Below are 14,542 nucleotides of genomic sequence, written 5' to 3' on the forward strand. Positions count from 1 at the left end.
ATGCCTGCTGGCACCCCGCGATCAGTCGAGTGTGTCCTGGGGCGGCTCCGCTACCGGCTTGATGCTGGTCACCGACGAAGGCGCGGGCGTGATGGTTTTTTTCTCGGGCTCGGCGGGCACCAGCTTGTATTCCTGGCCGTTAAGGTTTTTCAGGTAGATTTCCATCTGCCGGAAGGAGATGTTGATGTGCTCCTTCTTGAACTCACGGTTGATGAAACGGTTGATCTCGTCCAGCACCGGGTTGCGGTCGCCGAGATCGCGCACGTGCATGCGCAACTCGTGGTCCAGGGTGCTCTCGCCGAAGTTCAGGAAGTACACGATCGGTTCCGGTTCCTTCAGTACCCGAGGGTTGTCGCGGGCGGCCTTGAGCAGCAGTTCCCGGACCCGATCCAGGTCCGAGCCGTAGTCCACGCCCAGTTTCAGGGTTACCCGGGTGACGGTGTCGGTCAACGACCAGTTGATCAACTGCCCGGTGATGAAGGTCTTGTTCGGGACGATGATGTCCTTGCGGTCGAAGTCGGTGATGGTGGTCGCACGGATGCGGATCTTGCTGACCGTGCCCGACAGGTTGCCGATGGTAATGGTGTCGCCGATCCGTACCGGACGCTCGAACAGGATCATGATCCCTGAAATGAAGTTGGCGAAGATCTCCTGCATGCCGAAGCCCAGGCCCACCGATAGTGCGGCCACCAACCATTGCAACTTGTCCCAGCTCACGCCCAGGGTGGACAGGGTGGTGACGAAGCCGACGCCGGCGATCACATAGGACAGCAGCGTGGTGGTGGCGTAGGCGCTGCCTTGGGCCAGGTTCAGTTTCGACAGCACGAACACTTCCAGCAGGCCCGGCAGGTTGCGCGCCAGGGCGAAAGTGATGCCGATGATGATCAGCGCACCGAGCAAGTCGCCGATGCTGATGGGCACCATGCTCATGTTGACGCCGGTGCCGCTGGTGTATTCGTAGAGGGTCACGTTGTCCAGGTACGAGAACACGCTGATCAGGTCCGACCAGACCCAGTACAGCGCGGCGATGAAGCCGCCCAGCAGGGCCAGGCGGATCAGCCGCAGGGACTGCTCGTTGACCTTCTCGATATCCAGGGTCGGCTCCTCGACCACTGCTTCGCCATCGCCGGCTTCCTTGGCCGCCTGGCGTTTGGCCAGGGCGCGCTGGTAGGCCAGGCGTCGGGCCGCCACCGACAGGCCGCGTACGAAGGTGGCCTCGATCACCAGCCAGAACATCAGCAGGTACAGGGTATTGATCAGCCGGTCACTGAGCTTCAGTGCGGTGTAGTAGTAGCCGAAGCACACCGCCACGAACAGCGCGATGGGCAGCGCCGTGAAAATCACCCCGACGGCCTTGCGGAACAGGGAGGTATTGCGGTGGGTCGGGCTGCTGAGCAACAGGCGGCTGAGCAGCCAGGCCATCAAGGCATAACAGGTCAGTACCACTGGCATGCCCAGCACGTCGTCGGCCAGGGTCGAAGGCTGCAACTCGGCCACCGCTACCACGGCTACCAGCGCCAGTACCACCAGCCCGAGCCGACGGATCCAGCCCTGGAGGAACTCGACCTGGGGTTTCTCCCAGCGGAAATGCAACTCGGCCACGCCGCCGGGCGCCAGAATGCGATAGGCGGTATAGAACACCAGCCAGGCCTGGCCGATCTGCAACAGCGCCGCGCCGAGGTTGGCGTTCTGGCCGCGGGCATCGATTTGCAAGGCAAAACCGCACAGGGCCAGCGCCAGGGCGACCGGCATCGCCAGCAGGATGTTGATCAGGATCGCCTGGGGGGTGTGCCACTGGCTGTCGCGTTTGAAATGGCCAACGTCCTGGTGAACCTTGTTCAAGCGGGCATAGAGGTGCTTGCGCCGCCACAGCAGTGCACCGATCAGCAGCGCCAGGGGGAGGAACAGCAGCGGCCGCTGTGTCAGGCCGTCGGCCAATTCACTGAGGCTCGAGGTCCAGGGCAACGAGTCGACCTGTTTTTCCAGGCGAGCCGGCACGCCACGCATCCATTCGAAATCCAGCGGTTTGTTGCTGGGAATCCAGAACATCTGTTCTTCGAGTGTCGCTCGCAGGTTTTGCGCGGTGCTGAGCAATTGTTTCTGGTTGAGCTGCAGGGTGATGGACTCGTTGAGCACCGCGCTCAATTCGCGGCTCAAGCGTTCCAGCAGGTCGACGCGGGTCAGGGCCAGGTCCAACAGGGTCTTGCGCAACTGCGGTGTGACTTGCTCCGACGGCTGGGACGCCAACAGGCTGTCCACGTAGGTGCTCGGGTTGTTCAGCAGCTCCCGTTGCTGGCTGACTTCGAACTGATACAGGCGGATGTCGGCGATCTGGTCGGCGAGGTTCTGGTCCAGCTTCAGGCGCGGCAGAGTCTGGCGCTGCTTGTAGAGGATCTTGGAGAGCAACAGGCTGCCTTTGAGCACGCTGATCTGCTCATCCAGGGCCGCGTCAGTCTGGGTGACGCTGTCCAGCAGTTGCTTGGTCTGCAGGTTCTGCTGGGTCACTTCGTTGAGGCGGTCGGTACTCTTGAGCAGGTAGTCGGAGAGCTTCAGGTTGGTCGCGCTTTCGGTTGCCAGCAGGCTGCTGCCGCCGGCCTTCTGGGCTTCGATGGACTGCTGGGTCACCGTCTCCTGGGATTGGGCCAGGCGCTTCTGGTTGATCAGGTTCTGCAGGTCCTGGATTTCCTGCTCCATGCGGGCGATTTTTTCCATCAGCAGGTCGTGCTGACCGTTGCCCAGGTCCTGCAGTTGGCTGTTGCCGGCCAGTTCCTGGCGACGCAACGGGATCAGTGCGTTGAGGGCCGCCAGTTCGGCGTTGAGCTGGTCGCGCTGTTCGGCGCTCAGGGGCTTGCCGGCGTCCCTGCCGGCCTTGAGGATGCTATTGATCTGCTGGATGCGGGTCTGGCTGCTGGCGATTTCGGCCTGGGCGCGCTCGGGGCGGGTCTGGGCGGTGATGATCAGGCTGTTGGCGTCGGCGAGGGCCTTTTGCAGGTCGCTCTGCTGAGTGGAGCGTTCCGTCAGCATTTGCTCGAGCTGGGGAATCGGCAGGTTGGCATAGCGCTGCGCCACGGGTACCACGGCGGTGTTCTTGAGCCGCGCCAGTTCACGCTGGTTTTCAATGTTCTGCTTCGGCGCGCTGGCCAGCTGTTGCTTGAGGGCGAGCAGCTTGCGTTCGTAGTCGGCCTTGCTGGCGAGCTGGGCCAGGGTGTCTTGCAGTACGGCTTGCAAGGCTTTCTGGTCGGCTTCCGGCAGCTTGCGGTCGGCGATCTTGTCCAGGCTGGCCTGCACCGAGTCGCTCGTGGGCGGTTCAGCAGCTTGCAGCGTGCAGACGGAAAGACTCAGGCCCAACAGGGCGATGGCGAAGAAGGAGCGCAGGGTAGGCATAGAGACCGGACGAGCAAATTAAAGAATGGGAGCAGTTTAGAGGAACAAGCCGGGACCCGGGCGACTTCCTTCGGGGAATCTGACGCCCACTTTGCCGATCTTGTTCCCGTCCATGGCCGCGACGGTCCACAGGGTGTTGTTCCAGTCCACCTGGTCGCCGACCACTGGTGCGCCACCGACTTTCTGGGCAATGAAGCGGCCCAGGGACATGTCCGGATCGATGCCGTCCAGTTTCAGCCCGTACAGGGCGGCAACCGCGGCCAGCTGGGCGTCTCCTTCGAGCACGAAGTCGCCGAAGAAGCGCAGATCCAGGCCTCGTTGCGGCGCCTGGCTGAAGAGTTTTCCAAGGGCCGGCAGGTCATGTTCATGGCCGATCACGCAGAGCAAATCATCGGTTTCCAGCACCGTACTACCCGACGGATGGAGCAGTTGCTGGCCACGAAACAGCGCCGCGATACGGGTGCCATCGGGCATTTTCAGGTCCCGCAGGGGCGAACCGATGCACCACTTTTCCGCCCCGAGGCGATAAATGAACAGTTCCCACTCGCTGGTGACGTGAACCTCCAGCGCTGCCCGGGAAATCGGCAAGGGCTCCGGTGGGACGGTGACATGCAGCAGCTTGGCAACCCAGGGCAGGCTCGTGCCCTGGACCAGCAACGACACCAGCACGATGAAGAACGCCAGGTTGAAGTAGAGCTGGGCATGGGGCAGGCCGGCCATCAGTGGGAACACCGCCAGGATGATCGGCACCGCGCCACGCAGGCCGACCCAGGAGATGAAGGCTTTTTCACGACCATGGAAGGCCTTGAAGGGCAGCAGGCCGACGATGACCGACAGGGGCCGCGCGAACAGGATCATCCACAACGCCAGGCCGAGGGCGGGCAGGGCGATCGGCAACAGGTCATGGGGCGTCACCAGCAGGCCCAGCACCAGGAACATGCCGATCTGCGCCAGCCAGGCCATGCCATCGAGCATGTGCAGGATGCCGTGGCGACTGCGCACCGGGCGATTGCCGATGACCAGGCCGCACAGGTACACCGCCAGGAAACCGCTGCCGTGAAGGGCGTTGGTCAGGGCGAACACCGCCAGGCCGCCGCTGATGACGAGAATCGGGTAGAGGCCGTTGGCCAGGTTGATCCGATTGACCAATTGCAGCATCAACCAGCCACCGCCCAGGCCGAGCACCGCACCGATGCCGAACTCACGCACCAGATGCCCCACCAGGTTCCATTCCAGGTCGGTCTGGCCGCTGGCGAGCATGCCGATCAGGGTCACGGTCAGGAACACCGCCATGGGGTCGTTGCTGCCAGACTCGATCTCAAGGCTGGCGCTGACCCGCTCGTTCAGGCCTTTGCCGCCCAGCAGCGAAAACACCGCCGCGGCATCGGTCGAGCCGACAATGGCGCCGATCAGCAAGCCTTGGATGAGATTCAGCTTGAACAGCCACGCCGCCGCCAGGCCGGTCAATCCGGTGGTGATCAACACACCGATCGTCGCCAGCGACAGCGCCGGCCACAGGGCCACCCGGAAACTCGAAACCCGGGTACGCAAGCCACCGTCCAACAGAATGACGGCCAGCGCGAGGTTACCGACCAGATAGGCCGTGGCGTAGTTGTCGAAAAGAATACCGGCACCATCGACACCGGCGACCATGCCCACGGCGAGGATGATCACCAGGATCGGAATGCCCAGGCGGGACGAAAGAGAACTGACCAGGATGCTCGCACCCACCAGCAACGCGCCGATCAAGAACAGGCTGTTGATGGTCGTCGCAGTCAAAGGCAGTACTCCGGGAAAACTGAAAGACGGGCACAAACTGACCATGCAGTCTGCGTGCCAGCGATTCTAACCTGTTGAAATGCGATGCTGTCAAAAAAGCTTTTGGATTGAGGGGCGTTGAACACGCCTTTCGCTAGTCAGTCGCGGATATGGGCGGTGATGTCCTTTGTGGCGAGGGGATTTATCCCCGCTCGAGTGCGAAGCGCTCGCTCTGGGTCTATGCGACAGCTCAGTATCTGGGGGGTGCTTCGCAACCCAGCGGGGATAAATCCCCTCGCCACAAAAGCGGGTCGATCCTTCATCTATAGAGGAGGATCGACCATTGAGGGTCAGAGACTGAACCGTCCCACCATGCTGTTCAGGTCCACCGCCAGGCGCGACAGTTCGGCACTGGCGGCGCTGGTCTGGTTGGCGCCGGTGGCCGATTGCACCGACAGGTCGCGGATGTTCACCAGGTTGCGGTCCACTTCACGAGCCACCTGGGCCTGTTCTTCGGCGGCGCTGGCGATCACCAGGTTGCGTTCGTTGATTTCGACGATGGCGGTGTTGATGGTGTCCAGGGACAGGCCGGCGCCGCGGGCGATGTTCAGCGTCGACTCGGCGCGTTCGGTGCTGTTGCGCATCGAGTCCACGGCCTGCTCCGTGCCGTTCTGGATGCTGCCGATCATGCGTTCGATTTCGCTGGTCGATTGTTGGGTGCGATGGGCCAGGGCGCGCACTTCATCCGCGACCACGGCAAAGCCGCGACCGGCTTCACCGGCACGGGCGGCTTCGATGGCGGCGTTCAGGGCCAGCAGGTTGGTCTGGTCCGCCAGGCCACGGATCACGTCCAGCACCTTGCCGATGTCGCGGGACTCATCGGCCAGGTTGCCGATCAGCGTGGCGGTGCCTTGCACGTCGGCGCTCATGCGTTCGATGGCGCTGACGGTTTCCTGCACCAGGTCCCGACCGTCGCCAGCGGAAGAGGTAGCGTTCTTCGAGGCCTCGGAGGTGCTGACCGCATTGCGCGCCACTTCTTCCACGGCGCTGGTCATTTCATTGACTGCGGTAGCGGCCTGTTCGATTTCGTTGTTCTGCTGGGTCAGGCCGCGGGCGCTTTCGTCGGTGACACTGTTGAGCTCTTCGGCGGCGGAAGCCAGCTGGGTCGCCGAGCCGGAGATCCGCTGCAGGGTGTCGCGCAGTTTTTCCTGCATGGTCGACATCGCCCGCAGCAGGCGACCGGCTTCGTCATTGCCATCCACGGTGATCGGTCGGGTCAGGTTGCCCTTGGCGATTTCCTCGGCGGCACTCAGGGCGCTGCCAATCGGGCGGGTAATGCTGTTGGTCAGCAGCCAGGCAAACAACAGGGTCAGGCCGGTGGCGATGACCAGTAGCGCGACGACCCAGTTGAAAGCTGTCGAGTACTGTTGCGTCGCACCTTGGTTGAGCGCTTCGGCTTGCTGATTGTTGATTTCCATCAACCGGTTGATGACAACATTGATGGCGTCGGAATTACTCAGCAGCTCAGTGTTGAGCAGTGTGCGCAATTCATCGATCTGATTGTTGCGTGACAGTGTCTTCATCCGCTCTTCGAGCTGACGATACTGACCCAGCAATTGCACGTACTGGTCATAAGCGGCCCGCTCTTCAGGGGCGCTGATGAGTTTTTCATAGGCGGTCTGGGCCGCGCGGATCTGCTGGTTGCGTTGTTCGAACAGCTCAAAGGTTTTCTGTTGGATATCCGGCTCGCGGTTGACCAGCAAGCGATAGGACAATACGCGCAGGCGCAGGGTGAGCTGGGTGAATTCGTCCAGGGCCTGGATGCTGGGCACGCTGTTCTCGACGATGTTTTCGCCGGAACTGCGGATTTTGCTCATCTGGGTCAGGGCGAACACCCCAAGCGCCAGCATCAGGGCGCCGATCAGGGCAAAACCCAGGAACGCCCGCGGCGCGATATTCATATTACGTAGGGACATGGAAGGTACCGGGAAGAAGCGCGTCCGTGCGGGCTATGGCTGGTGTCACTGACTTATCGGTCATGGGATTGAAGTCTTGAGGCTGCTGCGTGCTTTTGTCACACAGCCACATCGTCGGTGCGACGAAGGGCAGGAACCAGATTCCCCATTCGCAGTCTCTACAACTCGCCAGCGAAGCACCGTCGTCCTGCAAGCCATGGCATCGGCGGTGACTTTTCTTTATCGTACGCGCCCCTGAAAAAGCCTGGAAATCAATATGTTGGAAACATCCCTCAGCCAGCTGGAGCAACTGGTCAATGACCTGGTGCAACAGAATCGTCACCTCACCGGCCTGAACGAAACCCTGAGCGCGGAACTTGCCAGGGCCAAGGATGAAAATGAAAGCCTGCAATTGAGCCTGATGGAACAGGAAGAACTCCACGGCACTACCGCCGCCCGTATCCAGGCCTTGATCGAGCGGGCCAGCACCGGTCCTGTCAGCGCATGAAGCACCGTGCCGATGGGGTGACGGTCGTCTCGATCCTGGGAGAAGACTATTCGATCAAGGCGCCGGCCGGGCAGGAACAGACCCTGTTGGACGCCGCTGCAATGCTCAAGGCTGCCCTGGCCGATACCAAGAGAAAGTATCCGACGCTGATCGGCGATCGTCTGTTGGTGCTGGCGGCCATGAACCTGTGCTCGCAGCAGATAGAAATGCAAAAGCAGCACCAGGCAGAACTCGACCGTTGCCAGGAGCAGGTCGATGCCACGGTCGATGTCATTTCCAAGACGATTCAGCAGGCCTGATTGTTATGTCTGCCGGCCCTGCATCTCATTGTGGGTACACCCTTGCTCGCACAGGCGGCCTGAAGGCCTTGGGTCGTACCTCGTCCCACAATAGATCGGGTATAGCTGGGAAGAAACAGGTCGGCTGTCAGGCCGCCATCGCGAGCAGGCTCGCTCCCACAATGGATCGGGTACGGCTGGGGAGAAACAGGTCGGCTGTAAGGCCCTCTTCGCGAGCAGGCCCGCTCCCACAATGGGATCGGGTATAGCCAGATCGACCCGCCTCAGAACCACTCGCCCCGCATCTCCAGGCACGTGTCATCCCGTGCCTCAAGCAGCGCCAGCTCATGATGACAACCCGGTATTTCCCAGGTCAGGAAGTACCGGGCCGCTTGCAGCTTGCCCTGATAGAAATCGTGATCTGCGGCGTTGCCCTTGGCCAGGCCTTCCTCGGCACGGATCGCCTGCTCCAGCCAGCGCCAGCCGATGACCATATGGCCGAACACCTTGAGGTACAGCGCCGAGTTGGCAAGGCTGCTGTTGACCTTGCCTTGGGCCAGGTCCGTCAGCAGGCCGAGGGTGACCGATTGCAGGCGCGCCACCAGGGCTTCCAGTGGCTGACGCAGGGGCGTCAATGATTCGTAGACCTGGGCGCGTTCGCTGGTGTCGGCCACCAGGCGGATCAGTTGCTTGAGCCCGGCACCGCCGTTCTGCGCCAGCTTGCGGCCCAGCAGGTCCAGGGACTGGATACCGTGGGTGCCCTCATGGATCGGGTTCAGGCGGTTGTCGCGATAATACTGCTCGACCGGGTACTCACGGGTGTAGCCATGACCGCCGAGGATCTGGATCGCCAACTCGTTGGCCTTCAGGCAAAACTCCGAGGGCCAGGATTTGACGACCGGGGTCAGCAGGTCCAGCAGTTCATGGGCCCGTCGACGCTCGGCTTCGCTTTCTAGGGTGGTGGTGTCGTCGAACAGCCGGGCCGCGTACAGGCCCAGGTCGAACGAGCCTTCAACGTAGGCCTTCTGGGTCAGCAGCATGCGGCGCACGTCGGCATGCTGGATGATCGCCACGGGGGCGGTGGTCGGGTCCTTGCTGTCGGGGACCCGTCCCTGTGGGCGTTCGCGGGCGTAGTCGAGGGAGTACAGATAGCCGGCGTAACCCAGCATCACCGCGCCCATCCCGACACCGATCCGAGCCTCGTTCATCATCTGGAACATGTAGCTCAATCCGTGATGCGGTTTTCCTACGAGGTATCCGACACACTCACCGTTGTCGCCAAAGTTCAGCGCCGTGGAAGTGGTCCCGCGCCAACCCATTTTGTGGAACAGCCCGGCCAGGAGCACGTCGTTGCGCTGGCCGAGGCTGCCGTCCTCGTTGACCAGGAACTTGGGCACGATAAACAGCGAGATGCCCTTAACACCAGGCGGAGCTTCCGGCAGCTTTGCCAGGACCATGTGCACGATGTTTTCCGACAGCGGATGATCGCCTCCGGAAATGAAGATCTTGTTGCCCTTGAGTCGATAGGTGCCATCGGACGCCGGCTCTGCACGTGTACGAATATCCGATAGCGAAGAGCCCGCATGGGGTTCGGTCAGGGCCATGGTGCCGAAGAAGCGACCCTCGATCATCGGTTGCAGAAAGCGGCGTTTCTGCTCCTCGTCGCCGAAGCTCTCGATCAGGTTCGCCGCGCCCATGGTCAGGAACGGATAGGAGGTTGAAGCGGCATTGGCGGATTGAAAGTGGGCGAAGCAGGCCTGGGACAGCAACGTGGGCAGTTGCATGCCACCGGCCTCGAAACTGCGCGCGGCGTTGAGGAAACCAGCCTCGAGGAAGGCGTCCACGGCCGGTTTCACCTCTGGAATGAGAATGGCCTGGCCGTCTTCGTAGCGTGGTTCGTTTTCATCGTTCTTGCGGTTGTGGGGGGCGAAGTATTTCTCGGCAATGCTGCGGGCCGTGCCGATGGCCGCGTCGAAGGTTTCGCGATTGTGTTCGGCGAACCGCTCGCGCTGGGTCAGGCCCTCGGCATCGAGGACTTCGTACAGCTCGAAAGCCAGATTACGGGAACTGAGCAACGTCTCGGACATGGCGGCCTACCTTTCTTTGGAATGGGGCCGAGTCTAGAACCGGGAATAGAGGCTGAACAGGATGATTGATGGCAGTGATGGAGAGGTGAGGCCGACGCTAATCAATGTGGGAGCGAGCCTGCTCGCGATGACAGTCTGTCAGTCACATCTGTTTTTTATGTGACTACGCTATCGCGAGCAGGCTCGCTCCCACACAAGGCTGTGCAGGCTGGACAACCATTGCGGCTGCCCAGCCTAAGGCGTTAACCGATGGTCATCAGGCTGGCGTTACCACCCGCCGCAGCGGTGTTGACGCTCAACGCCCGCTCGATCACCAGGCGTTCCAGCGCGATGCCGGTTTCCCCCTGGGACAAGCCATGGACGCCGACGATGGCACCGGCACGCTTGGCCACTTGCTGGCAAACGCTGCGCAGTTGATCCGAGTCGCCGTGATGCAGGACCGCGTCGTACACCACATCGTCCTTGGTCCAGTCGGATACACGCTGGATGCGCGCCTGGATGTCCTTCGGCAAGCGTGCGAACAAGGCCTTGCTCGTGTCGGTTTCCGGCCACACGGCCGAGCCACCCACGGCCAGCACGGCGGCCAGTTGCGTCAGCAGATCGCCTTCCACGTCGGCCAGGCAGAGCACGTGCTCGCGTGGCAGGATGGCGTAGCTGTTGCGCTCGCCGGTCGGGCCGGTCAGTTGGCGGGTGATACCGCTTTGCGATTGAGCCGCAAACTGCACGCACAGAGTGCTCAGTTCGGCGAGCTTCTGGCTGTCGGCCCAGGCTTGCAGGGCGGTCAGCGGTTTGCTCATGGCTTCGCGCAAGCGCACGTCCGGTGCGCTGGCGGCGTCGCTACGGACGAAGGACTGCTGGATCGCATCGGTCGGTCGTGTCGACAGCAAACGGTACAGGTACAGCGGACCACCGGCCTTCGGACCGGTGCCCGACAGGCCTTCACCACCGAACGGCTGTACACCGACCACGGCACCGACGATGTTGCGGTTCACGTAGACGTTGCCGGCATGGACGTTGTCGATCACCTTGGCGATGGTTTCGTCGATGCGGGTGTGCACGCCCAGGGTCAGGCCATAGCCGGAGGCATTGATCTGGTTGATCAACTGGTCCAGCTCCTTGCGCTTGTAGCGCACCACGTGCAGCACCGGACCAAAGATCTCGCGCTGCAACTCATCGAAGCTTTCCAGCTCGATGAGGGTTGGCATCACGAAGGTGCCGCGCTTGCACTCGTCACTGTCGGCGATTGCCATCTGGTACACGGTGCGACCTTTGTCGCGCATGGCCTGGATGTGCTTCTCGATGCCGGCCTTGGCTTCGGCATCGATCACCGGACCGATGTCGACGGACAGGCGCTCGGGATTGCCGAGGCGGGATTCGGCCATGGCGCCCTTGAGCATTTCGATGACACGGTCTGCTGAATCTTCCTGCAAGCATAGGACTCGCAGGGCCGAGCAGCGCTGACCGGCGCTGTCGAAGGCCGACGACACCACGTCGATCACCACTTGTTCGGTCAGGGCCGAGGAGTCGACGATCATGGCGTTCTGGCCGCCGGTTTCGGCGATCAGCGGGATCGGACGACCCTGATTGTCCAGGCGACCGGCGATGTTGCGTTGCAGCAGGCGGGCGACTTCGGTGGAACCGGTGAACATCACGCCCTTGACCCGCTCATCGCCCACCAATCGGGCGCCGACGGTTTCGCCACGGCCCGGCAGCAGTTGCAGCACACCTTCCGGAATGCCGGCTTCGAGCAGCAGGCGTACGGCTTGGGCGGCAACCAGCGGCGTTTGTTCGGCCGGCTTGGCCAATACCGGGTTGCCGGCGGCCAACGCGGCGGCGACCTGGCCGCTGAAGATCGCCAGGGGGAAGTTCCATGGGCTGATGCAGACCACGGGGCCCAACGGGCGGTGGGCATCGTTGGTGAAATCGTTGCGCGCCTGCACCGCGTAGTAGCGCAGGAAGTCCACCGCCTCACGGACCTCGGCGATGGCGTTGGCGAAGGTCTTGCCGGCTTCACGGGCCAGCAGGCCCATCAGGGGCTGGATCTCGCCTTCCATCAGATCGGCGGCACGCTCGAGAATCGCAGCGCGCTCCGCCGGTGGTGTGGCTTGCCAGATCGGTGCGGCGTTGAGGGCGCACTGGATGGCGTTGTCGACGTCTGCAACCGTGGCTTCCTGCACGTGGCCGACCACGTCGCGGTGGTCGGATGGGTTCAGCACCGGTGCCGGGGTTTCTTCGCTGGCGGCGCAACCGAGGATCGGTGCGGCTTTCCATTCGTTATGGGCTGTCGCCAGCAGGGCGCAGGACAGCGAGGCCAGGCGATGTTCGTTGGCCATGTCGATGCCGCTGGAGTTGGCGCGCTCGCTGCCGTACAGGTCGCGTGGCAGTGGGATACGTGGGTGCGGCAGGCCGAAACCGCCTTCCACGGTCGCCATCTGCTCGATGCTGGCGACCGGGTCGGCCACCAGTTCCTGAATGGAAATCGACTGGTCGGCGATGCGGTTGACGAACGAGGTGTTGGCGCCGTTTTCCAGCAAGCGACGAACCAGGTAGGCCAGCAGCGTCTCGTGGGTGCCGACTGGTGCGTACACGCGGCATGGACGGTTCAGCTTGCCTTCGGAAACCTTGCCTACAACCTGTTCGTACAGCGGTTCGCCCATGCCGTGCAGGCACTGGAATTCATACTGGCCCGGGTAATAGTTCTGACCGGCAATGTGATAGATGGCCGACAGCGTATGGGCGTTGTGTGTCGCGAACTGCGGGTAGATGACTTCCGGCACCGACAGCAGTTTGCGCGCGCAAGCGATGTAGGAAACGTCGGTGTACACCTTGCGGGTATACACCGGATAGCCTTCCAGGCCTTCGACCTGGGCACGTTTGATCTCGCTGTCCCAGTAGGCGCCTTTTACCAGGCGAATCATCAGGCGATGGCGGCTGCGGCGGGCCAGGTCGATGACGTAGTCGATCACATACGGGCAGCGCTTCTGGTACGCCTGGATGACGAAACCGATGCCGTTCCAGCCAGTCAGCTTCGGCTCGAAACACAGGCGCTCCAGCAGATCCAGGGACAGTTCGAGGCGGTCGGCTTCTTCGGCGTCGATGTTCAGGCCGATGTCGTATTGCTTGGCCAACAGGGTCAGCGACAGCAGGCGTGGGTACAGCTCCTCCATGACGCGTTCGTACTGGGCGCGGCTGTAGCGCGGATGTAGGGCCGACAGCTTGATGGAGATGCCAGGGCCTTCATAGATCCCGCGGCCATGGGAGGCCTTGCCGATCGAATGGATGGCTTGTTCGTACGAGGCCAGGTATTTCTGGGCGTCATGTTCGGTGAGTGCGGCTTCACCCAGCATGTCGTAGGAATAGCGGAAACCCTTGGACTCGAATTTGCTGGCGTTGGCCAGGGCTTCGGCGATGGTTTCGCCGGTGACGAATTGCTCGCCCATCAGGCGCATGGCCATGTCGACGCCCTTGCGGATCATCGGCTCGCCGCTTTTACCGATGATACGGCTCAGGGACGACGTCAGGCCTGCTTCGTTGTGGGTGGCGACCAGCTTGCCCGTCAACAGCAGGCCCCAGGTCGCGGCATTGACGAACAGCGACGGGCTGTTGCCCAGGTGCGGTTGCCAGTTGCCGGTGCTGATCTTGTCGCGGATCAACGCATCGCGTGTGCCTTTGTCCGGGATACGCAGCAGTGCTTCGGCCAGGCACATCAGCGCCACGCCTTCCTGGGACGACAGGGAGAATTCCTGCAGCAGGCCCTGGACAATACCGGCACGACCGCCAGCACTTTTCTGGTTGCGCAGTTTTTCCGCAATCGACGCCGCCAGCTTGTTGGTGGCTTCGGCCATTTCGGCCGGCAGGCGAGCCTGTTCGATCAGCATCGGCACCACTTCCGGCTCGGGGCGACGGTAAGCGGCGGTGATGGAGGCGCGCAGCACCGATTGCGGCAGGATGCTCTCGGCAAACTCCAGGAAGCACTGGTGGGCGTGGTCGACCTGGACATCGCCAGCGTCGTCGCCCTCTGCGCGGACCGAGCCGTTCAGTTCGGTCAGGGTTGCACCACCCTCGAGTTTTTCCAGGTAATTGAAAATTGCCTGCTTGATCAGCCAGTGAGGCGTGCGATCAATCGAGGTTGCGGCGGCCTTCAGGCGTTCGCGGGTCGGGTCATCGAGTTTGACCCCAAGGGTGGTGGTAGCCATATTTTTATCCTCATGTTTACCACGTACGGCGTGGCATCAGCTGGCGCAAGATTAGCTGCGCGCTGATTGAGGTGCAACCGGGTGCAACCCTTTTTTTGACGAAATATTAAGCAGCCTGTCAGGAATAAAAGTCCGGCACGCCTATCTCGCACCGCCTTAGTGCTTTGGCTTCTAGCTGACCCTGGTTGTCTGCACTAAAAGGGAGCAAAAAACACGGTTTTTTCGAGAAAACCGATCAGGTGCAACTGATTTGAACGAAACTGGTTGCACCTTATTTCGTTTGTTGAATAGCATTCGCGGCCAAGGTGCAACCGGTTCCAAGCCGAGGGGCATCGGCTGATGGCTTTCCTGGGGAAACATCAGTCATAAATTCGCG

7 protein-coding genes and 1 pseudogene are annotated in these 14,542 nt (G+C 62.0%); 2 read left to right on the forward strand and 6 right to left on the reverse strand.

Annotated elements, in window-relative coordinates:
- Positions 1-21: 21 nt before the first annotated feature.
- The 4 genes and pseudogenes from mscK to PCOSP_RS02290 form a co-directional block, all read right to left on the reverse strand.
- Positions 22-3,384 carry a mechanosensitive channel MscK gene (gene mscK / locus PCOSP_RS02275; RefSeq protein ID WP_464710222.1) on the reverse strand — a complete coding sequence of 1,121 codons (3,363 nt, stop codon included), beginning with the start codon at positions 3,382-3,384 and terminating at the stop codon, positions 22-24.
- A gap of 36 nt (positions 3,385-3,420) precedes the next feature.
- Positions 3,421-5,163 (reverse strand): potassium/proton antiporter, encoded by a 1,743-nt coding sequence (locus tag PCOSP_RS02280; protein ID WP_139646879.1) that lies wholly within the window; start codon positions 5,161-5,163, stop codon positions 3,421-3,423.
- Between the two features lie 329 nt (positions 5,164-5,492).
- Complete coding sequence (locus tag PCOSP_RS02285; RefSeq protein ID WP_464711855.1) at positions 5,493-6,365, reverse strand: methyl-accepting chemotaxis protein; 873 nt, start codon at positions 6,363-6,365, stop codon at positions 5,493-5,495.
- Between the two features lie 30 nt (positions 6,366-6,395).
- Positions 6,396-7,118: pseudogene (locus PCOSP_RS02290) on the reverse strand (MCP four helix bundle domain-containing protein); the annotation flags it as partial.
- 256 nt (positions 7,119-7,374) lie between these two features.
- On the opposite strand from PCOSP_RS02290, the gene PCOSP_RS02295 reads away from it, so the two are divergent.
- Positions 7,375-7,605: a hypothetical protein gene (locus PCOSP_RS02295; RefSeq protein WP_041024593.1), complete on the forward strand. Its 231-nt coding sequence runs from the start codon at positions 7,375-7,377 to the stop codon at positions 7,603-7,605.
- Positions 7,602-7,904, forward strand: a complete 303-nt coding sequence (locus PCOSP_RS02300; RefSeq protein WP_139646875.1) for a cell division protein ZapA — start codon at positions 7,602-7,604, stop codon at positions 7,902-7,904. Before PCOSP_RS02295 ends, PCOSP_RS02300 begins: the two co-directional genes overlap by 4 nt.
- A gap of 263 nt (positions 7,905-8,167) precedes the next feature.
- Here PCOSP_RS02300 and PCOSP_RS02305 read toward each other — a convergent pair whose 3' ends face one another.
- Positions 8,168-9,970: an acyl-CoA dehydrogenase gene (locus PCOSP_RS02305; protein WP_464710223.1), complete on the reverse strand. Its 1,803-nt coding sequence runs from the start codon at positions 9,968-9,970 to the stop codon at positions 8,168-8,170.
- Positions 9,971-10,212: 242 nt separating this feature from the next.
- Positions 10,213-14,166, reverse strand: a complete 3,954-nt coding sequence (putA, locus tag PCOSP_RS02310) for a trifunctional transcriptional regulator/proline dehydrogenase/L-glutamate gamma-semialdehyde dehydrogenase (RefSeq protein WP_464710224.1) — start codon at positions 14,164-14,166, stop codon at positions 10,213-10,215.
- Positions 14,167-14,542: the final 376 nt, after the last annotated feature.

The sequence above is a fragment of the Pseudomonas sp. MAFF 730105 genome (assembly GCF_055380705.1).

What these genes read in the sequence shown, in the direction of transcription:
- mscK (WP_464710222.1), bottom strand. Translation starts at nt 3,384, where the DNA reads ATGCCTACCCTGCGCTCCTTCTTCGCCATCGCCCTGTTGGGCCTGAGT.
- PCOSP_RS02285 (WP_464711855.1), bottom strand. Translation starts at nt 6,365, where the DNA reads ATGTCGACCATGCAGGAAAAACTGCGCGACACCCTGCAGCGGATCTCC.
- PCOSP_RS02295 (WP_041024593.1), top strand. Translation starts at nt 7,375, where the DNA reads ATGTTGGAAACATCCCTCAGCCAGCTGGAGCAACTGGTCAATGACCTG.
- PCOSP_RS02300 (WP_139646875.1), top strand. Translation starts at nt 7,602, where the DNA reads ATGAAGCACCGTGCCGATGGGGTGACGGTCGTCTCGATCCTGGGAGAA.
- PCOSP_RS02305 (WP_464710223.1), bottom strand. Translation starts at nt 9,970, where the DNA reads ATGTCCGAGACGTTGCTCAGTTCCCGTAATCTGGCTTTCGAGCTGTAC.
- putA (WP_464710224.1), bottom strand. Translation starts at nt 14,166, where the DNA reads ATGGCTACCACCACCCTTGGGGTCAAACTCGATGACCCGACCCGCGAA.